The organism is Methanosphaera sp. WGK6 (genome assembly GCF_001729965.1).
Classification (GTDB): domain Archaea; phylum Methanobacteriota; class Methanobacteria; order Methanobacteriales; family Methanobacteriaceae; genus Methanosphaera.
In genome coordinates, this window is record NZ_JRWK01000003.1 from 116,748 (window position 1) to 136,563 (window position 19,816).

The 19,816-nt window shown below is 27.5% G+C and carries 23 protein-coding genes and 2 tRNA genes; 6 read left to right on the forward strand and 19 right to left on the reverse strand.

Annotated elements, in window-relative coordinates; all coding sequences use genetic code 11:
- Positions 1 to 21 precede the first annotated feature (21 nt).
- The gene (locus NL43_RS02505; RefSeq protein WP_069592470.1) at positions 22 to 330 is read right to left on the reverse strand and encodes a hypothetical protein; all 309 of its coding nucleotides are present in this window, start codon (positions 328 to 330) and stop codon (positions 22 to 24) included.
- Between the two features lie 171 nt (positions 331 to 501).
- On the opposite strand from NL43_RS02505, the gene NL43_RS02510 reads away from it, so the two are divergent.
- The 4 genes from NL43_RS02510 (at position 502) to NL43_RS02525 (ending at position 4,499) form a co-directional block, all read left to right on the forward strand.
- Positions 502 to 1,557, forward strand: a complete 1,056-nt coding sequence (locus NL43_RS02510) for an mRNA surveillance protein pelota (protein ID WP_069592471.1) — start codon at positions 502 to 504, stop codon at positions 1,555 to 1,557.
- A gap of 95 nt (positions 1,558 to 1,652) precedes the next feature.
- Positions 1,653 to 2,627, forward strand: a complete 975-nt coding sequence (locus NL43_RS02515) for a cell wall biosynthesis protein (RefSeq protein ID WP_069592472.1) — start codon at positions 1,653 to 1,655, stop codon at positions 2,625 to 2,627.
- Positions 2,628 to 2,868: 241 nt separating this feature from the next.
- Positions 2,869 to 3,102, forward strand: a complete 234-nt coding sequence (locus tag NL43_RS02520; protein ID WP_069592473.1) for a ferredoxin — start codon at positions 2,869 to 2,871, stop codon at positions 3,100 to 3,102.
- A 347-nt stretch (positions 3,103 to 3,449) separates the two neighbouring features.
- On the forward strand, positions 3,450 to 4,499 hold the full coding sequence (locus NL43_RS02525) for a glycosyltransferase (RefSeq protein ID WP_069592474.1): 1,050 nt from the start codon (positions 3,450 to 3,452) through the stop codon (positions 4,497 to 4,499).
- Positions 4,500 to 4,552: 53 nt separating this feature from the next.
- Here NL43_RS02525 and NL43_RS02530 read toward each other — a convergent pair whose 3' ends face one another.
- From NL43_RS02530 to NL43_RS02565, 8 genes are all read right to left on the reverse strand, one after another.
- Positions 4,553 to 5,860: an NAD(P)/FAD-dependent oxidoreductase gene (locus NL43_RS02530; RefSeq protein WP_069592475.1), complete on the reverse strand. Its 1,308-nt coding sequence runs from the start codon at positions 5,858 to 5,860 to the stop codon at positions 4,553 to 4,555.
- A 134-nt stretch (positions 5,861 to 5,994) separates the two neighbouring features.
- Positions 5,995 to 7,044 carry an anthranilate phosphoribosyltransferase gene (trpD, locus tag NL43_RS02535; RefSeq protein WP_069592476.1) on the reverse strand — a complete coding sequence of 350 codons (1,050 nt, stop codon included), beginning with the start codon at positions 7,042 to 7,044 and terminating at the stop codon, positions 5,995 to 5,997.
- Positions 7,045 to 7,050: 6 nt separating this feature from the next.
- Positions 7,051 to 7,860, reverse strand: a complete 810-nt coding sequence (gene trpA, locus NL43_RS02540) for a tryptophan synthase subunit alpha (RefSeq protein WP_069592477.1) — start codon at positions 7,858 to 7,860, stop codon at positions 7,051 to 7,053.
- Positions 7,857 to 9,038: a tryptophan synthase subunit beta gene (trpB, locus tag NL43_RS02545; RefSeq protein ID WP_069592478.1), complete on the reverse strand. Its 1,182-nt coding sequence runs from the start codon at positions 9,036 to 9,038 to the stop codon at positions 7,857 to 7,859. Before trpB ends, trpA begins: the two co-directional genes overlap by 4 nt.
- A 9-nt stretch (positions 9,039 to 9,047) precedes the next feature.
- Positions 9,048 to 9,725 (reverse strand): phosphoribosylanthranilate isomerase, encoded by a 678-nt coding sequence (locus NL43_RS02550; RefSeq protein ID WP_069592479.1) that lies wholly within the window; start codon positions 9,723 to 9,725, stop codon positions 9,048 to 9,050.
- A gap of 22 nt (positions 9,726 to 9,747) precedes the next feature.
- Complete coding sequence (locus tag NL43_RS02555) at positions 9,748 to 10,542, reverse strand: indole-3-glycerol-phosphate synthase (RefSeq protein ID WP_069592480.1); 795 nt, start codon at positions 10,540 to 10,542, stop codon at positions 9,748 to 9,750.
- Positions 10,543 to 10,548: 6 nt separating this feature from the next.
- A complete protein-coding gene (locus NL43_RS02560) occupies positions 10,549 to 11,118 on the reverse strand; it encodes an aminodeoxychorismate/anthranilate synthase component II (RefSeq protein ID WP_069592481.1) in 570 nt (189 codons plus the stop codon).
- On the reverse strand, positions 11,119 to 12,492 hold the full coding sequence (locus tag NL43_RS02565) for an anthranilate synthase component I family protein (RefSeq protein ID WP_069592482.1): 1,374 nt from the start codon (positions 12,490 to 12,492) through the stop codon (positions 11,119 to 11,121).
- Between the two features lie 149 nt (positions 12,493 to 12,641).
- Here NL43_RS02565 and NL43_RS02570 point away from each other — a divergent pair, with 149 nt between their 5' ends.
- Positions 12,642 to 13,145 carry an amino acid-binding protein gene (locus NL43_RS02570; RefSeq protein ID WP_069592483.1) on the forward strand — a complete coding sequence of 168 codons (504 nt, stop codon included), beginning with the start codon at positions 12,642 to 12,644 and terminating at the stop codon, positions 13,143 to 13,145.
- A 54-nt stretch (positions 13,146 to 13,199) separates the two neighbouring features.
- Here the strand turns inward: NL43_RS02570 and NL43_RS02575 are convergent, their stop codons facing one another.
- On the reverse strand, positions 13,200 to 14,507 hold the full coding sequence (locus NL43_RS02575) for a YhgE/Pip domain-containing protein (RefSeq protein ID WP_084790350.1): 1,308 nt from the start codon (positions 14,505 to 14,507) through the stop codon (positions 13,200 to 13,202).
- Between the two features lie 286 nt (positions 14,508 to 14,793).
- On the opposite strand from NL43_RS02575, the gene NL43_RS02580 reads away from it, so the two are divergent.
- Positions 14,794 to 15,012 (forward strand): HypC/HybG/HupF family hydrogenase formation chaperone, encoded by a 219-nt coding sequence (locus tag NL43_RS02580; protein ID WP_069592485.1) that lies wholly within the window; start codon positions 14,794 to 14,796, stop codon positions 15,010 to 15,012.
- Between the two features lie 25 nt (positions 15,013 to 15,037).
- Here NL43_RS02580 and NL43_RS02585 read toward each other — a convergent pair whose 3' ends face one another.
- The 9 genes from NL43_RS02585 to NL43_RS02625 all read right to left on the reverse strand — a co-directional run bounded on the left by NL43_RS02585 (position 15,038) and on the right by NL43_RS02625 (position 19,694).
- Positions 15,038 to 16,000 (reverse strand): transposase, encoded by a 963-nt coding sequence (locus NL43_RS02585; RefSeq protein WP_069592486.1) that lies wholly within the window; start codon positions 15,998 to 16,000, stop codon positions 15,038 to 15,040.
- Between the two features lie 149 nt (positions 16,001 to 16,149).
- Positions 16,150 to 16,224: transfer RNA gene (locus NL43_RS02590), tRNA-Ile, on the reverse strand.
- 64 nt (positions 16,225 to 16,288) lie between these two features.
- A tRNA-Ile gene (locus NL43_RS02595) sits at positions 16,289 to 16,363 on the reverse strand.
- A gap of 115 nt (positions 16,364 to 16,478) precedes the next feature.
- Complete coding sequence (locus tag NL43_RS02600; RefSeq protein ID WP_069592487.1) at positions 16,479 to 16,781, reverse strand: metal-sulfur cluster assembly factor; 303 nt, start codon at positions 16,779 to 16,781, stop codon at positions 16,479 to 16,481.
- Positions 16,782 to 16,856: 75 nt separating this feature from the next.
- Positions 16,857 to 17,777, reverse strand: coding sequence for a DUF5591 domain-containing protein (locus NL43_RS02605; RefSeq protein WP_069592488.1), 921 nt, complete (start codon positions 17,775 to 17,777; stop codon positions 16,857 to 16,859).
- A gap of 48 nt (positions 17,778 to 17,825) precedes the next feature.
- Complete coding sequence (locus NL43_RS02610; protein WP_069592489.1) at positions 17,826 to 19,007, reverse strand: NAD(P)/FAD-dependent oxidoreductase; 1,182 nt, start codon at positions 19,005 to 19,007, stop codon at positions 17,826 to 17,828.
- A gap of 9 nt (positions 19,008 to 19,016) precedes the next feature.
- Positions 19,017 to 19,181, reverse strand: a complete 165-nt coding sequence (locus NL43_RS02615) for a 4Fe-4S binding protein (protein WP_069592490.1) — start codon at positions 19,179 to 19,181, stop codon at positions 19,017 to 19,019.
- 24 nt (positions 19,182 to 19,205) lie between these two features.
- A complete protein-coding gene (locus NL43_RS02620; protein ID WP_069592491.1) occupies positions 19,206 to 19,415 on the reverse strand; it encodes a TIGR04165 family Cys-rich peptide in 210 nt (69 codons plus the stop codon).
- 12 nt (positions 19,416 to 19,427) lie between these two features.
- Entirely contained in the window at positions 19,428 to 19,694 is a 267-nt protein-coding gene (locus NL43_RS02625; RefSeq protein WP_069592492.1) for a hypothetical protein, read from the reverse strand.
- Positions 19,695 to 19,816 lie beyond the last annotated feature (122 nt).

The window sequence follows — 19,816 nt, forward strand, 5'->3', positions numbered from 1 at the left end:
TTTATTTTTATTTTTATTTCTTTATATTTCTATTCTTGGTATCTTATGTTTACTGTAATATTTGTTTATAACTTCAAGTAATTCCATTACTTTGGGGTTATTTAGAATTTCAGTAAATGAAGTTAATTCATTATTACTTTTTAAATATAATCCTCTTCGTTTTATGGGCTGTCCTCGAACTGATGGATTTATTTCTACAAATACTGTCTGATTATTATTTTGTTCTGGTGTTTTAACGACAAATACGCCTTCAATATTTGTAGGTATACGTTCCCATGCTTCTGTTTGTTCAATTGCTTTTACTAATCTTTTTTTCTGTTCTTCATTCATAATGATATTTTTAATTCACCTTGAAATTTTTTTTTATAATTATTCTTTTATTTTTCATAATATAAAAGTATTACTTATATACTAAATTAGTATTACTTAATTATAAAAATCAATAAAAATACAAATAATAATAAGATAAAAAAAATTATTTTAAAAAAGGAAACAATCATCATGCAAATAAAAAATCAAGATAAAAAAATAGGTTTAATCGAATTAATTCCTGAAACAATTGATGATTTATGGCATTTATCCCACATAGTTGAAAAAAATGATTATATTTCTACATTAACTACTCGAAGAATTCAAGATAATAATAGTGGTAAAACAAGAGCAGATAGAGGAGTTAAAAAAACATTCTATTTAGGTGTTCGTGTAGAAAAAATAAGTTTTCATAAATACACGGGAATGCTAAGATTCACTGGAATTATAGAATCAGGACCTGAAGAATTAGTACCTATTGGTTCTTATCACACAATAAATGTTCAAATAAACAATAGTATAAAAATACAAAAAAACTGGAATAAATGGTCATTAGATAGGTTAAATCTAGCAATAGAAGCATCTAAACGACCAACAGAAATTATAGTGGCAATGGAAGATAACACAACAGACCTTGGGATAATAAAACAATATGGTATTGAATATGTAGGTCCAATAATTGGAGATATATCTGGAAAAAGAAATATTCAAAAAGATCGTAATGAAAAAATTAATCAATACTATGAAGATGTGACTCAAGTAATTAATCAACATGGGCCAGTAAATAAACTAATTATTATAGGTCCTGGATTTACAAAGAATGGATATTATAATTATTTGGAAGAATATGAGTCTGAGTTATGTAAAAAAGCAATATTAGAAAGTACTGGTGCTGGTGGTCATGCAGGAATACAAGAAGTTTTAAAAAATGGGTTAATTGAATCATTATCCAAGGATGCTAAAATAGCATCAGAAACGTCACTTGTAAATAAACTACTAGAACAAATTGGAAAATCATCAGATATGGTAACTTATGGACAAAAACAAGTATCAACAGCATCAAATATGGGGGCTAGTGAAAAATTATTAGTACTTGATAATTTAGTAAAAGAAAAAAATATTCAAAATATAATGAATATAACTGAAAATATGGGTGGAACTGTTGTAATTATAAGTAGTGAACATGATGCAGGTAAACAACTAGAAGCATTAGGTTCTATTGCAGTATTTTTAAGATATCCTATTTAATATATGATGGATAATTTTATAATTTATATAATTTATATAATAATATAATGAGATATTATTTGTAATATTTTAACAAGTAGATTTAAGGTGAATTTATGGAAATCTATCAAATGTGGATAGTTGCATTTTTTCTAACATTAATTTTGACAATAATATTTACAGTATTATTTTCTAAGATAAAGGGAAATCTATTTGAAAACATTCGAGGTGGAATTCCAAGAGGTGTTGGTATAGCACCATTTTTAGTAATGGTATTATTTTTCCCAGAACCATATAACTATTTAATAGCTATAATTGGAATTATGGCTTTTATTGATGATTTAATAGGACGTAAACGTCTTGGTTCATACATGGAAATAGGTCAATTCTTTAGAGGAATTGGGATATTAGTAGTTATGATATATGGTTATTTGATAATGGGGCCAGTAGCTATACTAGTAGCATTAATGGTACAAATATTAAATATTGCTGATATGCAACCAGGTACAGCATGTTTTACAGTTATAATAATGTCTGTAGTATCATTTACAATACTAACATTATTCCATTCTTCATCATATTATATACCTATATTGTTATTATTAATTTGTTTAGGTTATATATCACAGGATTATTCTGGATATATTATGATGGGAGAAATTGGAAACCATTCATTTGGTGTGGCATTAGGTATTTGTTTTGCTCTTGTTTCAGCAACAATAACTAAAACAATTGCACCTACAGTTTTCTATCCGGTAGAATTTATAATAATGTTAATTTTATTCTTAATCACAGCAATAATAATTGCTAAATTACGTGAAGAAACATTAAGGTATTATTTAACATATTATTTACACATAGACACACCAACTTTCGGTGATTTTGTAATGGATGTTTTAACAGGTGGTGGATTAGGTGATCTTTTCAGAAGATTAATTTTAGAAAATGAACATCCCACCATTAAAAATTCTCTTTTAATAAAATTAGGTGGAAGAAGATTAGTATACAATCCATTTAAATCAAAAAAATCAAAAAAAGATATATTGAATAAAAAGATTTCTTTAGCTGAAGATGAAGAAGGATTTATTTAATTTTCTTTTTTTTTATTTACTATTTTTTTTAAATTATCATAAAACTTATTTTAATTAGATTTCATTGTTTTATTAGTTAGTTTATATTAGAACTTAAATTTATAAAAAAATAATGGTTTTGTAACAATTCAGGACTTTTAACTAAAATTCTATAAATCAATATTTCAAATCAAAACATTTATATATATACTATATTAAAATCTATCTCTATAATACTAATATTATTCAGGGAGATTAATAAATGTATGAAGTAGTTTTAGAAAGAGAAGACTGCACTATATGTGGAAATTGTATAGAAATTGATGATACATTATTTGCTTTTGATGATGATGATTTAGCAACACTTGTTGGGTCAATAAGGGATGATGATGTTGATGAAATTGAAATAGATGATGCAGAAATATACAAAGAAGCAGCAGATAATTGTACAGGTGAATGTATAGAAGTATATGATGATGAAGGAAATCCTGCTTAATCTTTAAACTAATTGTTGGCTAAAGCTATTTTTTCAAATTCAATTAGCATAATCTAATTTCAAATAAATCACATCAGAAGGATGTTTTAACTAATTTACATTTGAAATTAATGCACTGTAAAAAATAATTATTATTTATTTTATAATAATTTTAACCTTTAGTCAACAGTACCTGTTTAAATAAAAATAACTTTTATTATCATGTTCTATTTATTTTAACTAATTTTTAGTAAATATTAACTTTTTTTTAAATCAATTAATTTATTAGATATATTTAATATATGATTAATTAAAGAATTATTTAACACAATATTCAATTTTTTTATAAAATAATCAGGTGTTTATTAATGAAATTATTAATTTTTGTAACGGGAAGGGGTATTGGTGGTGATGCTGTAACTGCATACAATATAGCAAAAGCATTAAAAAGTAAAAACATCTCTTCAAAAATTGTTTTAGATCCAAGTGCTCCTGGATATTACTTTAAAAAACGTGGTATAGAATGGCTTAAATCACCTATACCTGCTGCAGGAGGACATGCAGCATCAAAATCAAAATTATTCAAAGCAGCATTAAAAACAATTAAAGCTTCAATTTCAGGAGCTCGTTTAATTAAAAAAGAAAATGCTGATGGTGTTATTGGCGTTATTGGTGGTGGTGCAGTAATAGGTTGTTTATCTGCTAAATTAGCTAGAGTTCCAGCAATAGGTGTGGTTGCAACACCAACAGATACAAAATTGTCACTTAAACTTAATCCAACATTACTTTTACCAGAATCTCCATTATTCACTATTGATTCAGTAAAATCAAAATATGCTGTAAATACTAATTATTCACCTATTAAAACAGATATTATTAAAGGAAATAAAGAAAATATTTTGGATAAATTACCTAATCAATTTGACTCTAATAAAAAATCAATATTATTCGCATCAGGTTCAACACTTTTTGATGATATGGCAAAGGCAGCACGTAAGTTTGCAGAAGAGAATGATGATGTGAATATATTTGTAGTTGGTGATCCATTACATGATGATATAAATGACATTATTAATCATCCAAATATTATTAATTTAGGTTATATTAATTATATTGATGACTTATATGATTTAGTTGACTTAGCTGTTATAACTGATGATGGTTTAACATTACATGAAACTTTAGCATGTGAAATACCTGTAGTTGTAGTAATTGGTGTTAAGTATGGTAGATATCATGGGCTTTCAAAAGTATTTGATGGTGCTGTTATAGAAAGTAATGTTGAAAATATAACTGAAAATATAACTAGTGCTTTATCTAATTATGAATATATGCAAGAAAGGGCTACTAAATATTCAATAGGTATTCTCAATGGTAGTTCTGATTTAGTAAACTTTGTATTAGAACATATGAGTTAAAGTTATATAACTTTTTTCTCATACTTTTTTTTTAAATTTATTGGAATATTTTTTTATAAATAACGTTTGAAGTATCCAGTTAATTTAGAAATTCCATCAGTAGTTGGATGAATTTCTATGAAGTTATCAAAATTATCTATTTTATTTCCATCTTTTATTAATTTAATCATATAATGAAGTGCAATACTACTTGAAGGGGCAATAGAAAGGATATCAGTAATTTCACCATCACTATTAACAACTTCTTTTGTATAACCTGTTTTTCCATTTAACATTTTCCAGAAAGTTCCAGGACCTGCTGCTCCTGGAATTGATGTTTTGGTTCCAATATTTGATACTTGGTGGCCTAAAACATAACTTACATCATAGGGTAGTGTTATAGTTAAGGGAATATATGAGTAATCTGCAGCTATGTGATTACCCATAATATTTTTAATAGCAGTCATTCCTTCCATACGTGACACGGGTGTAGCTTGAATTCCACCAATAACATCACCTGCAGCATATATGTCTTTGTTTGATGTTTGCATGTATTCGTTGACTAATATGTATCCATTTTCATCTAATTCTACTGTATTTTTAACTAGTTGTGAATTAGGGGTTACTCCTGTAGCAAGTAAAACAGTCCCTTCAATTTCTCCAAAATTTGTAATGACTGATCTATCTGTAATCTCTTTAATTTCAACATTTTCATGTACTATTGTATTTTTAAGTAAATTACGTACAATATACTCTTCAGCTTCAGGGTCATTTAATATTTTAAGGAATTGAGTTCTACATAATATTTCAACTTCACTACCCATACTTGAAAAGATTCCAGCATATTCTGCAGCAGTAGAACCTCCACCAATAATAACTAATTTTTCAGGAATTTCTTTTATCTTTAAAGTATCTTTATAAGTAAGAGCTTTTTCAACTCCAGGAATATCTGGAATTAAAGGTGATGAACCTGTACAAACTAATAATTTATCATATTCATATTCATCATCTTCATTAACTATAACTACTTTTCTTACACTATCTACTTCAGCAGTTCCCTGAACATAATCCACACCCGTGTTAATAGTTTCATTAGTAATAACAGAACGTATTTTTTTCTGAGTTTCCTTAATAATTTGTGTAACTTTACTATAATTTACAACAGGTTTAGACTCAATAATTCCTAATTCATCAAAATTTTCAGCATCTAATACATGCTTAGAAACATCACTTAATGCACATACAACCATACATGCTTGATTTAAACATTTTCCACCAATATGTTTATTTTCAATAAGTGTTACATCATTTCCCTCTTCAGAAGCAGCCATAGATGCAAAACGACCAGCAGGACCTGCTCCAATAATAACTATTTTTGTCATATTAATCAGTACTGTTTTTTATTTTAAATAAGTTTATACATTTATAGTACTAATTATGTTTTTAAATAATATATTCATTACTTAATTTAAATATTAAAATAAGAAAAAATTAAAGGGGAGGTTAAGATAAGAAATTATTCATTACTATATTTGATAATTTTTTCCAATTGTTTTTTAGCTGTTCCATCTTCAATAAGTTTTCTTGATAATTTCACACCTTCTTTTAATGAATCAACTTTTTCAGTTAAATAAAGTATACTTGCTGAATTCATTAAACATAAATCCATTCTAGCCTTATCTTTACTAGTTTCAGTTACATTATCTAATATTTTATAAATAATTTCAAGATGTTCTTCAGGACTATCTGGTGCCATTATATCTTCAGGATTACAAAATTCTAAACCAAAGTCTTCTGGTGTAATGTATTTAACTTCAATGTTTCCATGATTAATAAATGCAACTTTTGTTTTTCCAATATTTGAAATTTCATCCATAGCAGGATTACCATCCTGATCAAAACCATGAACAATCATTCCACGTTCAACACCTAAATTAGAAGCTACTTTAGCAATAGTTTCAACAAGGTCTGGGTCATAAATACCAGTTAATCTTGCAGTTACTTTACTTGGACAGGAAATTGGACCTAATAAATTGAAAACAGTTCTTGTTTTCAATTGTTTTCTTAACATCATAACATTTTTAGTAGCTTGATGGTAAATTGGTGCAAATATAAATGCAAAATTACATTTATCAATAGAATTAGCGACTTGTTCTGGTGTAAGTTCAATATTTATACCTAGTGCTTCAAGAGCATCTGCACCACCAAACTTACTACTTACACTTCTATTTCCATGTTTGGATATTTTAGCTCCACCAGCACTAGCTATTATTGAAGAAGCAGTACTTACATTAAATGTTTTAAATACATCTCCACCTGTTCCACAAGTTTCTATTAAATATTCTCCAGGATCATAATCAATAGGGATAGCATGGTCTTTCATACTTCTAGTTAATCCTGTGATTTCATCAATAGTTTCTCCTTTCATTCTCAATGCAATTAAAAATGATGCAATAACTACATCAGGGTAGTCACCACTGATTATATCATCCATACATTCATATGCTTCCTCATCTGTTAAATTTTGTCTTTTATCAATTATGTTATCTAATACATCACTTATCATTTTAGACTACCTTTTTGTTGCTTTTTTCATTTCTTGGATGTAATCTATAATATTTGCAAACATTACATCTTTATTATCTAAGTTTTCTTCAATAATGTTTAATACTGCACTACCTACAATTGCTCCATCTGAACCTGCATCAAGTACTGTTTTTACATGTTCTGGTTTGGATATACCAAATCCTACACATAATGGTAAGTCTGTATGTTCTCGCACACGTTTTATTAAGTCAGTAGAGTCATGTGAAACTTCTGTACGTGCACCTGTTGTTCCCATAACTGATGCAACATATATAAATCCACCAACTATTTTTGTAATTTGTTCTAATCTATCATTACTTGTTGCTTGTGATACAATGAATACTTGTTCAATACCATATTTATTGGATGCTTCAATTACATCATCTGCTTCTTCGGGTGGTAAATCCGCTATTAGTATTGAGTTTACTCCAATATCATGTAGTTTTTTATAGAATTCATCAATTCCGTGTTGGTATACTAAATTATAGTATAATAGTAGTCCAAATGGTTTATCAGTATATTCTCTTAATTCTTTAAGGAATGTGAAACATTTTGCAACTGTCATTCCACTTTTAAATGCTCGTATATCTCCATTTTGAACACTTTTACCATCAGCTATAGGATCAGAGAATGGAAAACCTATTTCAAGTGCATCTGCACCATTATCAACTAATGTTTTTGCAAGTTCTAATGATGTATCATAGTCTGGGTCTCCAGCTACTAAAAAAGGTATGAATACTCCTTCATTATTTTTTTTTGTTTCTTTAAACATTTCTGCATAGGTTTTCATGCTCATATTTCCACTCCTAATTGTTTTGCTACAGTAAACATATCTTTATCTCCACGGCCAGATAAGTTTACAATAATTGTTTTACCTTTGTTTTCTTCTTTTTTAGCATATTTTATTGCATAGGCCACTGCATGTGAACTTTCTAAAGCAGGTATAATACCTTCTGTTTCACATAATGTTTTGAAACCTTCTAATGCTTCATCATCATTTATTGGTACATATTGTGCTCTTCCTATACTTTTAAGGTATGCGTGTTCTGGACCAATTCCAGGGTAGTCAAGTCCTGCTGATACACTGCTTGTTTCTTTAATTTGACCTTCTTCACTTTGTAGAACTAATGATAATGCTCCATGTAGAATTCCATCGGTTCCTTTGGTAAGTGTAGCTCCATGATCTTCTGTGTCAATACCAGCTCCTCCTGCTTCAACACCTATAAGATTAACATCTTCATCATCTATAAATCCACTGAAAATACCTATTGAATTACTTCCACCACCAACACATGCTATCACAGTGTCTGGAAGGTTACCTTCAAGTTCAAGTATTTGTTCACGTGCTTCAGTTCCAATTACTTCTTGGAAAAATCTCACCATACTTGGATATGGATGTGGTCCCATAGTAGTTCCTATAAGATAATGAGTGGTGTCTAAATTTGAAATCCAATATCTAAATGCTTCATTAATTGAGTCTTTCAATGTTTTAGAACCAATATCTACTGGAATAACTTCGGCTCCTGATAATTCCATACGGAAAACATTTAATTTTTGACGTTCAACATCTTTGGATCCCATGAATATTTTCACATTCATGCCTAGTTTAGCTCCAATAACTGCTGTTGCAATTCCATGTTGTCCTGCACCTGTTTCAGCAATTAAATTAGTTTTTCCCATATATTTTGCAAGTAATCCTTGACCAATTGCATTATTTATTTTATGAGCTCCTGTATGTAACATATCTTCTCTTTTAAGATATATTTTACATCCTAGTTTTTTGGATAAATTTTCTGCATAATATAATCCTGTAGGTCTTCCAGCAAATTCTTTTAAATAGAATTTTAATTCGTTTATGAATTTTTCATTATCTTTAAATTTATAAAAAGCATCTTCTAATTCTTCTACTGCAGGTATTAATAATTCTGGTGCATAAACTCCACCATATTTACCAAATTTTCCTTTATATTTCATTATATCACTTTATTCTCTTAAAAATTTAACAATTTCTTTAATTTTTTTTATATTTTTCTTTCCAGGAGTATCTTCAACACCACTATTTAAATCAATCCTATCAAAGTAGTGTAATTTATCTTGTATTTCAGTTAAATAATCTAAATTTAATCCACCTGCTAAAGTTACTTCTGTTCTATTATCATATTTTTTCACGATTTTACTTGCTTTAACTGCAGTATCTATGGGGATGTGTGTGTTTGTACCACCAGTTAAATTATCTTTAACATAATCGAATAATATATTATCACTGTATAGACAATAATTCTTTATTTCTTTTTCTTTATTATTATCTACTTTGTCTTGTAGGCCTATTGCTTTTGTGATATTTAGACGTTCTCCATTATGGTATTGATTTAACCAAGTCATATATCGGATATCAAAACAGTTGAGTGAATGTAATTGTATGTTAAATATTTTTGTTCTATTAGTTTTAAGCAGTGCTTCATAAGCATTTTTAGGCTCTAAAACTAATGTACTTAACCTTTTATTTAATAATTGTTTTTCCAGATAGTTTATAGTATCTAAAGAAACATTTCTTTTTGATCTTCCAATATTTATAAAGCCTATGCGGTCAATATCTAGTTTTTCAATTGCTTTTAAATCATTTTCATTAGTTATTCCGCATACTTTTATTTTTATAGTCATATTCAATACCTTCTTATGTTGTCTATTTTTTCAATACATTACTTAAATTATTAATAACATCTTCTATTCCTTTTTTTTCATTGTTTTTAAGAATGCTGGTACCAATCAGTACTGCATTTGCACCATAGCTTTTTAATAATTTTGCATCTTCAGGAGTATTCACTCCACTTTCTGAAATCATAAAGTTAGGTACATATTTTTGTAATTTTTTAGTTGTTTCTAAATTAATAGTTAAATTAGTTAGATTTCTATTGTTTATTCCAATAATTTTCGGATTATATTCTATAATACTATCTATATCTTCTTTGGAATGACATTCAACTATAGCATCTAATCCTAAGTCTTCACATATATTTAAACAGTTATTAATATCTGGTGTTATATTTGTTATTAATAGAACTGCACTTGCATTGTATAATGCTGCTTCATATATCATGTATTCATCAATAACAAAATCTTTTCTAAGTATTGGTTTATTTGTTAGTTCTGTTGCCTTTTTTAGGTTTTGAAGATTACTTTTAAAGTAGGATTCTTCGGTTAAGACTGAAATCATATCTACTTTTGTTTGATTATATATTGGAATTACATCTTCTACTTTTAATGAACTTATATTTCCTTGAGATGGGCTGGCTGGTTTATATTCTGCAATTAATTTTGTGTGTTTATCTTCATTTAATTTTTCTTGAAATCGGAAGTTATTTGTTTTTGTAGATGTATAATCAATAGCTTCTTTTTTGATTTCATTTAATGATTTTTTGTTTTTTGTTTTGTTAAGAAGTTTCTTTTTGTTTTCTATGATTTTTGGTATAACATCCATGTTTCATCATTCCATATCTAAAAAGTTTTTTATTATAGTATCACCATATGAACTTCCTATTGATTCTGGATGGAATTGTATACCATAAGTAGGGTATTTTTCATGTTCAATTGACATAATTATGTTGTCATGGGTGTAACTGGTAATTTTAATATCATTTGGTATAGCTGTATCATCACAAATTAATGAATGATATCTTACTATTTCAAATTCTTCTGGAATATTCTTAAATAATTTTGATTTAGTATGGATAATTGTATCTTTTTTTCCATGCACTGGTTTATTTTTTAGAATTTTTCCACCATATTTTGTATATATTCCTTGATGTCCTAGACAAACACCAAGTATGGGTGTTTCTTTTAATTCTTCAATTATTTTTTTACAAATTCCAAAATCTCTTTCTTTTGTAGGATTACCTGGTCCTGGGGATATTATAATGTGATTGGGGTTTAATTTTTTTATTTCATCAATAGTTATTTTATCATTTCGTGCTACTTGGATATCATTAGTGAATTTTCCAACTAATTGGTATAAATTGTATGTGAATGAATCATAATTATCAATTATTAATATCATTTATAATACCTCACTGCCTGATTCTTCTAGTGCTTGAACTAATGCTTGTCTTTTTCTTTTACATTCTTCATATTCTGATGTTGGTATGGAGTCATATACTATACCTGCACCTGCTTGAATTTCTGCACGTTCTTTGTTAGTTGTTAATGTTCTAATTGTTATTGCAAAGTCTGCATTACCATTTAATGAAAAATAACCTACTGCTCCGCCATAGGGTCCTCTTGCATATTTTTCTTTTTGGTTAATAATTTCCATAGCTCTGATTTTTGGAGCTCCACTTAATGTTCCTGCTGGAAATAGTGACATAAAAGCATCAACTGCATCTAATTTGTCATTTATTTGTCCTGTTACATGTGAAACAATGTGTTGAACATGAGAGAATTTTCTTATTCCATAGAATTCTTCAAGTTTCACTGTGTCTTTTTTACTTATTTTTCCAATATCATTTCTTGCAAGATCTACTAACATTAGATGTTCTGCTAATTCTTTTTCATCATTTAATAATGATTCTTCAAGTTGTTTGTCTTCATCTTCTGTTTTTCCTCTTGGTCTTGTACCTGCAATTGGATATGATTCTACAATTCCTTTTTCTAATCTCATTAGCATTTCTGGACTTGAACCAATTATTTCTCTTTCACCTAATTTTATATGATACATGTATGGTGATGGGTTGATTTTTCTTAAATGTTCATATAATGGTAATTTACTTCCCTTTAGAACTAAGTTTTCTGAATTAGATATAACTGCTTGGAATATTTCTCCTTCTGTTATCAATTCTTTAGTTTCACTTACCGCATCTTCATATTCATGTTGTTCAAAGTCTTCTTTTATAATTTTATATTCAAGAATTCCATTGCTGTGCTGTTCTTGATATATTCTTTTTATAAGTTCACTTCTATCTTCATTTAGGGTGGTGTATTCACAGGTGTTATTTATGTTGTCATAAACCACACAATCTAGGAATAATCCAAATTCAAAGTCAGGGTATATGCTTTTATGTGTTGGTACTTCTTCGAAGTATTTTATTGATTCATATGATACATATCCTAGTAATCCTCCTCTGAATCCTTCTTGTTCAAAATCATTATTAATTAATGTTTTTATATCTAGTAATGGATTTTCTGCTTCATATTCTATTGTTTCGGTGTCTGTTGTGATTGTAACTTTATGGTCGTGTGCTTTTATTTTAGCCACTGGGTTGAATCCTATTATTGAATATCTTGCTAATCCACTATCGGATTCCATAGATTCTAAAAGAAATGTGTCTTTATAGTTATAGTATAAATTTTTGAATAATTTAACTGGGTTAGCTATATTGATTGGTTTGGTTTGTGGTTTGTTAATTAATTTTTTAAGGTCGCCAAAAACATTCACTCTTTTTCATTTATATCACTCTCTTTAGTATATATAATTATTACATCAATGAACTATATAAATGTTTAGTGTATAAATTTGTACATTATATTTATATACTACAATATACATAAAAAATAACTAGAAAAATATAATGGAACTGATTATAGATGTGGGCAGATATACTTAAAAAATTCAATAAATATCCTTCACAAAAAAAAGTAGTACTAAAAATACTAGAACTAGGCTTAAGAATAGGTGATGATAAAAAAATTTATTCAAAAGACGTGGAAGTAAATATATCATCACTAGCTAAATCATTAAACACAGATAGGAGAGTAGTAACATCAACAATTAATAATATCCTATCTGATGAATATTTAAAACAAATATTTATGAATATTTCACCATCAGGGCCCTTACTTTCTAATATTTCAGATATGTTAGGATTAGGTGTTATAGAAATAGAGGCTGATGGAACAGAAGTAGGGATATTGCATAAAGTAACAGAAATATTAGCTAATGAAAAAATAAGTATTAGACAAGCATATGTCAGTGATCCTGAAATTGATCCAGTTCCTCATGCAACAATAATTACAGATAGACAATTAGATGGTGATCTAATTCAATCACTATTAAAAATAGATGATATTTCAAAAGTTTCATTATATTAAATAAATTAATTATATAAAAATAGTTTCAGACAAAAAAAAATAAAAATAGTAGAATTACTTACGTAATTCAAATAAATTACTTTTACCAAGTTCTCTTTCAAAGTATTTTGCTTTCTTATCTAATTTTTCTTTAATTATAATACTAAATGCAATTGCTGCTAGAGGGAATATTATTAATAATCCTAAATTAATTGTAAAGTTAGGCATAACAATTCCAAATACAGCATCTTTTAATAGTAAAATACCATAAGTCATTGGTAAATAAGGCATTAATCCTCCAAAGAGGGAAGACATTATTTCAATTGGATAAATACCATTAGTTCCAGATATTTGGAATACAAGTATAATTAAAGCTAATGCTTTACCAACATTACCAAGTACTGATACTAATGAATAAATAACTATCATAAATGATAGACCAATAACTATCATAGATAAAATCATAGCTAATGGATTAACTATGTGAACACCTAATAAATTCAATCCAATGAATGTAACAATAGATTGACAAATATTCAATATAATGAATAATACCATTTTTCCAAAATATACTTCACTAGGTGAATATTTTTCTTCATCAGTCACAGGTTTTGTACTTAATAATGCTACAAGAATAATACATCCCACCCATGCTGCTAAAACAGTATAAAATGGAGTTACTTGTTGAGCATAATTATCTGCTTCATAATAACTGTAATTATTTAATGTTGTTGGTGAGTGGAAATAATTTCTAATATTTTGTACAGTCATTGATTCAGATACTTCAGCAGTATTAGTGTTATTAGTAGTACTATTATTTTGAATTTGTGTTTGTTGTAATGTAACTGCATTAGATGTTAAATAATTTCGAGTATTGTATTCTTCATTTATAGCATTATTTATTTCATTATTTACTCTTTCTGCAGCTTTTGAGGTTATTTTAGGTGCTACAGGACTAACTTTTTCATTATCAATGTATTCAATTTGAGCTTGTTTTGGATTTCCAGAATAAACCGATAATATATCTTCTGAGAAATCATCTGGAATAATAATGGCTGCATAATAAGTTCCATTTTTCAATAAATCTCTAGCTTCATCTTCATCCTTATAAACCCAATTAAAATTTGAATTATTTTGTAATGTACTTACAACTTTGTCTCCATAATTATATGTAGTACCATTTACAGTAACTGGATTATCATTATTTACTATAATATAATCTAAATTATCAGTATCCTCATAGGGATCCCAACATGCATATATATTTATAATTGAGTATAATGATGGAAGAATTAATAATGCTACTAATACAATAATAACTATTGGATTTTTTATAGTAGATTTAAAATCATTTTTAATTATTTTTTTTACATTTTCAATCATTATATCACACTTATTTTGATAATTCTATTTTAATAAATTATTTTAATAAAAAATTATTAGAATATATCACTCTCTAAAAGTTCATTTATAATGTATTTAATTTAATATATATAATTTTTTGTATATATCTTATCTTTTTCATATAATATATTTTTCATAATTTGTCTTTTTAAAAATTTAAATAATACAATAAATATATTATAAAATAATGACCAAAGTCAAATAAATTAAAGAATTTAACTATAATCATTTTTTTTGTACATATAAAATAAGGAGGAGTTTTATAATGTGTATTGCAGCACCAGCAAAAATTTTAGAAATTAATAATAATGTAGCAACTTGTGATTTTGGTGGAGTTAAACAAGAAGCAAAATTAGATTTAGTTGAAGCAGATATAGGAAATTATGTGCTTATTCATTCAGGTTATGCTATAGAAGTATTAACTGAAGAAGCAGCTAAAGAAACATTAGATGTTTGGAATGACTTACTTGAAGAATTAGATTAAGTATTCTATTCTTCAAATACTTTTTTTATATTTTATCTATATTCACATTAAATTTTACATTAGGATATTTATTTCTTAGACTTATCATAAATTTTTCAAAATCAGTATAATCCACTTGATTTAACTTACTTTTCTTTATAATTTTCATATCATATGCAATAATTATTAATATTATTTCTTGTATTTTAGTTGTAACTATTTTTTTTGGAATTTCGGATTTATTATTAATGTTTATAGAAGATATTATTTTACCATTAAGATCTTTTCTTTTAATGTTATTGTATGTAATTGGATATATTCTTGTTTTATTAAGATTAATCAATGCATCAATCATGTTAATAAAGATACTTTTTTCATTGGATTTCTTTAATGTTTTTTGTATCTCTTCTATTAAATTTATTTTTTCACTTGTTGTTAATTTCTTATTTTCATATACTTCAATAGCATCTTTACTTAGGGAGTATTCTTTTTTAAAAGTATCATTTTTTCTTTCATATTTTCTCATTAATTGAATTAACTCCTCTGTAAATTCATTAATATTTTTAAGTTGTTTGATATCATTTTCATTATCTGACATAAATGTACTATTTATTTGAACATTTTCTAAAACATATTTTTCATTAGAGTATTTTACTAATTTTTTTAGAACTTCTATAAATACATGTTCATGTTCTTGCATAAATCGTTGAATTGTACGTGGAGATGGCACAAGACCTCTTGTTAGATATCTATAATAAATATTACATTCACAGAGTTCACTTATTTCATAATTATTTCTTAGATTATCGTAGGTTCCATATAATATTATACTTAAAAGTGTTGTTTTAGGAAATGCTGGACGTCCACGTGTTTTTTCATATTTTTTATCAAGATAATTAAAGTTTTCAGAAACAAATCTTTTAATAAAATGAGTAATATGATTGCGGGGAATATTTGAATCCACGGTATTAAATGTTAATCTTGTTTGACCAGTATCTATATATGACATGAAATAACACCTTTATTATTATTGTATTAATATATGATTTGAAATAATATAAATATAAGTTTAATAAAGTTGATTATTAATTTAATCTTAAAAATAGTTTTTTCATGAAATAATATATGTATTTAAATTAATTAGAATTAGTTTTTAAATGGGCACGCTGGGATTCGAACCCAGGACCTCACGGTTATCAGCCGTGCGCGCTAACCAAGCTGAGCCACGCGCCCTATAGTTTCAATAAATCAAATATTTCTAGTTTTTTCTTTAAATTAATTAGAATTAGTTTTTAAATGGGCACGCTGGGATTCGAACCCAGGACCTCACGGTTATCAGCCGTGCGCGCTAACCAAGCTGAGCCACGCGCCCTAATAAAAGAGTTATATTTGTGCATATAACAACTATTATTATATTAATAATTCATGTTATATATACTTTATGGTATATCTTCTAAAAAAAAGGTGATGTTATAGAACATCATCAATTATTCTTCTTCTTTATTAACCATTTCATTAATTGTATCAGCCATCATATGATCAATAACTTTGATTTCAGCTTTATCAATATCATCTAATTTTTCAACTTCTAATTTAGCTGCCATTGCAATGTTTGCAATACTCATACATCCAGGATTAGTTGGTGATAATGTAATATCTACTTTTTTATTTGCTTCATCAATATCAATTTCTCTTACTAAACCCATTTCAACTATACTAATTCCCATATGTGGGTCTGCAATTAAAGCTAATTTATCTTGAATTGTTTGTCTTATTTCTGATTCTGCCATTTTATATCTCTCCTTAATATCATATTAAAATTTATTTTTTATATACTTTTTTATTAAATTATCATGATTTTTAGGTTATTTTATTTGATGTCTTATCTTGACACCAACACCTTTAGTTGAATCAACTAATTCTTTACCACTCATCATAGATTTGCCTACACCAACAACTTCATCATCTTTTATTATAACTACTTCATCATTAGGAATAATGTTATCATCAGCGTCATCAATTCCTGGGGTAAATAATGTATTGGTTTTCAGGTCAAAATTTATAAATACTCTATTAATTTCTTGTTCTTTTAATATTTCACCTGCAGGTAGATTTAATGTGTATAATCCTGTTTCAAAATGTAATGTTGCAATTTGATTGTTATCTATGAGAATTCTTGTATTAAAGCGTCCTCTTGTTTGTGTGGTATCTGGTATTAAATTATCTGCTTTTTTAGTATTAAATTGGTATCTTGCAATTGATCTTAAATCATGAATTCTATGTTTATTTTGACTTACTTTATCTGCTTTTTTCACTTCATTTTTAAGATTTTCTAAAGATTCATTTGATCGTGTATTTTCATCATTACATGTATATACTACATTATCTAAGTATTCTTCACAAGCTAATTTATAACCTCCAGAAACATGAGCAATAACTTTATAATCTTTAGCATACTCTTTTAAACATTTTCCAGAAGATTTAATTTCCTCATCAGACCAATCACCTGTTGTTGAGGCATCATATGATTGAATAGGATATGTTTTCTCCATTTCTCTTGGACAAATTCCAAAGGGGGATGTTAGTATAACTTCTTGTAATCCTTTAGTGTATTTTCTAAATAATGTATGTGATTTTGACTGAGAATATGGTTTTTTCATACTACATGGTAATACAATTATTGTATCACTGTATGGTTCAAGTAATTGCATACGTTCTTGCCATCTAACTACTTCTGGTCTGTGTAAAGATAATTCAGTTACACAAGGTATTTTTGCATTTTTCATGATATATTCGTTCCTTATTAAATTTTAAAAAAGTAAAAAAAGAGGAGTTTAGAATAATTTACCTAATTTAAGTAATGCTTTAGGTGATACTTTAATCAATGTTTTAATTAAAGAACGTGGATTTACTTCAGTAAATTCAATTTCTGAGAATTCTGCAGCAATTTCATTAAGTTCATCATCACTTAATGATAATAAATATTCTTTTGCTTTGTTATATTTTTTATAATTTTTACCTATATTATCATCTGTTAATTTGATGTATTCTTTTAAGTTTTTCTTACTATAGTTTCCATCTTCAATTGCTTGAGCAGCAACAATACCTGCATAAACTCCTGATTCTAATGCACTATTAATTCCACCACCAGTTAATGGGTTTACAAATCCTGCTGCATCTCCAACAACTAATATATTATCGCCTACTCTGTCAGGCATTAATCCATTTACAGGATCTCCACCTACATTTATTTCTACTGCTTGTGCATTTTTAGTTTCAGGACATGTTTTAATGAAGTCTGTTAGGTATTCATATGCTGTTTTATCTGCCTTGGTTTTTAAGATTCCAAGACCTACATTTGCTATGTCATCACCTTTAGGGAAAATCCATACATATCCTCCAGGAGCTGCACTTCCAAAGAATAATGCAAGATCTCTGTTATTTTCCATTTCTACTCCAGCCATTTCAAATTGGATACATGATTCCATATGTTCAAATGGTGTGTTACATTTTAATCCAGCCCATCTTCCTACTTTGGATTCTGGTCCATCTGCAGCTATAACAATTTTAGCATGTATTTGTATTTCTTCACCCATTTTGTTTACAGTAACAATAATTCCATCATCTACTCTTTCAAGTGATGTAGCTGCAGTTTTTATCATTATTTCTGCACCAGCACGTGCAGCATCCATAGCCATATGTTTATCAAATACTTTTCTTTCTAAAACATATCCTGATTCTGGTAATTGGATAGTATCATTATCTAAGTATACACTTGTATTGTCTGGTGCAACTAGTCTTACGCCTTCTAATTCTCTTGCAATCCATCTTGGATCTGGTTGTATTCCAAGTTCAGCTAATCCTGATTTAGATACTCCTTCTGCACATCTTTTTGGTGCACCTATTTCTGATTTTCTATCAATAAGTATTACATTAGCTCCACGTAATGCTGCTTCTTTTGCTGCTAATGATCCTGAAGGTCCAGCTCCAACAACTAAAATATCAGTTTCTATCATTTTTTCACCTTATTCTAATGTCAATGCATGAACTGGACATATATCTACACATAATCCACATTTTACACATTTTTCATCATCGACAACTATTTTAAGTTCTTGTACTTGAATTGCATCTACATTACATACTCCGGCACATGCTCCACAGTACATACAAAAATCTTCTATAATCATAAAAAATAACTCCCTCTTTATATTTTATTCATTTTTTTGTTCTTTAAGCTTTTTTTCTTCAGCTCTTCTGATATCTATTGCTTCATCTCTTGTTATAAAGATATGACCACAGTTTGAACATTTTAATTCGCCGTTAGCACCATATGCTAAGAATTCTCTATCAAAATCTCTATGTTGAGTTTTATCTTTAGAACCACATTCTGGGCATGGTTTTAATAATTCTTCTATTTTCATAATAATTCTATCCTATTTTTTATCTTTTTCTTTCAATAAATCAAGAAGTTTAAATTGTGCTGCTTGTAAATGTTTACAATAAAAACTACCTGGTTGACGCTGGTTTCTATATATATAATCAGCACAATCACAATTCCAATATCCATAGATCATGGATACTAGATAGAAATCATTTTCATTTTTTTTAACTTTGAATATAACATGGTCTGGCTCATAATGTTCAACAATTACAGCATCCTTTTTGTATAATTTGTATCCTTCTATTATTCGTGCAGCCATATATATCAGTTTTTATTGATTTCTTAGTAATAATCAATATACTTTATTTAAAAAGTTATTCATTTCTTATATTTGTTCTTATAAATAATTAATTTTTTTATATTATATATTATTTAACATAT

Excerpts from the sequence above, each read along its gene's own strand:
- NL43_RS02505 (WP_069592470.1), bottom strand. The coding sequence starts at position 330 with ATGAATGAAGAACAGAAAAAAAGATTAGTAAAAGCAATTGAACAAACA.
- NL43_RS02510 (WP_069592471.1), top strand. The coding sequence starts at position 502 with ATGCAAATAAAAAATCAAGATAAAAAAATAGGTTTAATCGAATTAATT.
- NL43_RS02515 (WP_069592472.1), top strand. The coding sequence starts at position 1,653 with ATGGAAATCTATCAAATGTGGATAGTTGCATTTTTTCTAACATTAATT.
- NL43_RS02520 (WP_069592473.1), top strand. The coding sequence starts at position 2,869 with ATGTATGAAGTAGTTTTAGAAAGAGAAGACTGCACTATATGTGGAAAT.
- NL43_RS02525 (WP_069592474.1), top strand. The coding sequence starts at position 3,450 with ATGAAATTATTAATTTTTGTAACGGGAAGGGGTATTGGTGGTGATGCT.
- NL43_RS02530 (WP_069592475.1), bottom strand. The coding sequence starts at position 5,860 with ATGACAAAAATAGTTATTATTGGAGCAGGTCCTGCTGGTCGTTTTGCA.
- trpD (WP_069592476.1), bottom strand. The coding sequence starts at position 7,044 with ATGATAAGTGATGTATTAGATAACATAATTGATAAAAGACAAAATTTA.
- trpA (WP_069592477.1), bottom strand. The coding sequence starts at position 7,860 with ATGAGCATGAAAACCTATGCAGAAATGTTTAAAGAAACAAAAAAAAAT.
- trpB (WP_069592478.1), bottom strand. The coding sequence starts at position 9,038 with ATGAAATATAAAGGAAAATTTGGTAAATATGGTGGAGTTTATGCACCA.
- NL43_RS02550 (WP_069592479.1), bottom strand. The coding sequence starts at position 9,725 with ATGACTATAAAAATAAAAGTATGCGGAATAACTAATGAAAATGATTTA.
- NL43_RS02555 (WP_069592480.1), bottom strand. The coding sequence starts at position 10,542 with ATGGATGTTATACCAAAAATCATAGAAAACAAAAAGAAACTTCTTAAC.
- NL43_RS02560 (WP_069592481.1), bottom strand. The coding sequence starts at position 11,118 with ATGATATTAATAATTGATAATTATGATTCATTCACATACAATTTATAC.
- NL43_RS02570 (WP_069592483.1), top strand. The coding sequence starts at position 12,642 with ATGTGGGCAGATATACTTAAAAAATTCAATAAATATCCTTCACAAAAA.
- NL43_RS02575 (WP_084790350.1), bottom strand. The coding sequence starts at position 14,507 with ATGATTGAAAATGTAAAAAAAATAATTAAAAATGATTTTAAATCTACT.
- NL43_RS02580 (WP_069592485.1), top strand. The coding sequence starts at position 14,794 with ATGTGTATTGCAGCACCAGCAAAAATTTTAGAAATTAATAATAATGTA.
- NL43_RS02585 (WP_069592486.1), bottom strand. The coding sequence starts at position 16,000 with ATGTCATATATAGATACTGGTCAAACAAGATTAACATTTAATACCGTG.
- NL43_RS02600 (WP_069592487.1), bottom strand. The coding sequence starts at position 16,781 with ATGGCAGAATCAGAAATAAGACAAACAATTCAAGATAAATTAGCTTTA.
- NL43_RS02605 (WP_069592488.1), bottom strand. The coding sequence starts at position 17,777 with ATGAAAAATGCAAAAATACCTTGTGTAACTGAATTATCTTTACACAGA.
- NL43_RS02610 (WP_069592489.1), bottom strand. The coding sequence starts at position 19,007 with ATGATAGAAACTGATATTTTAGTTGTTGGAGCTGGACCTTCAGGATCA.
- NL43_RS02615 (WP_069592490.1), bottom strand. The coding sequence starts at position 19,181 with ATGATTATAGAAGATTTTTGTATGTACTGTGGAGCATGTGCCGGAGTA.
- NL43_RS02620 (WP_069592491.1), bottom strand. The coding sequence starts at position 19,415 with ATGAAAATAGAAGAATTATTAAAACCATGCCCAGAATGTGGTTCTAAA.
- NL43_RS02625 (WP_069592492.1), bottom strand. The coding sequence starts at position 19,694 with ATGGCTGCACGAATAATAGAAGGATACAAATTATACAAAAAGGATGCT.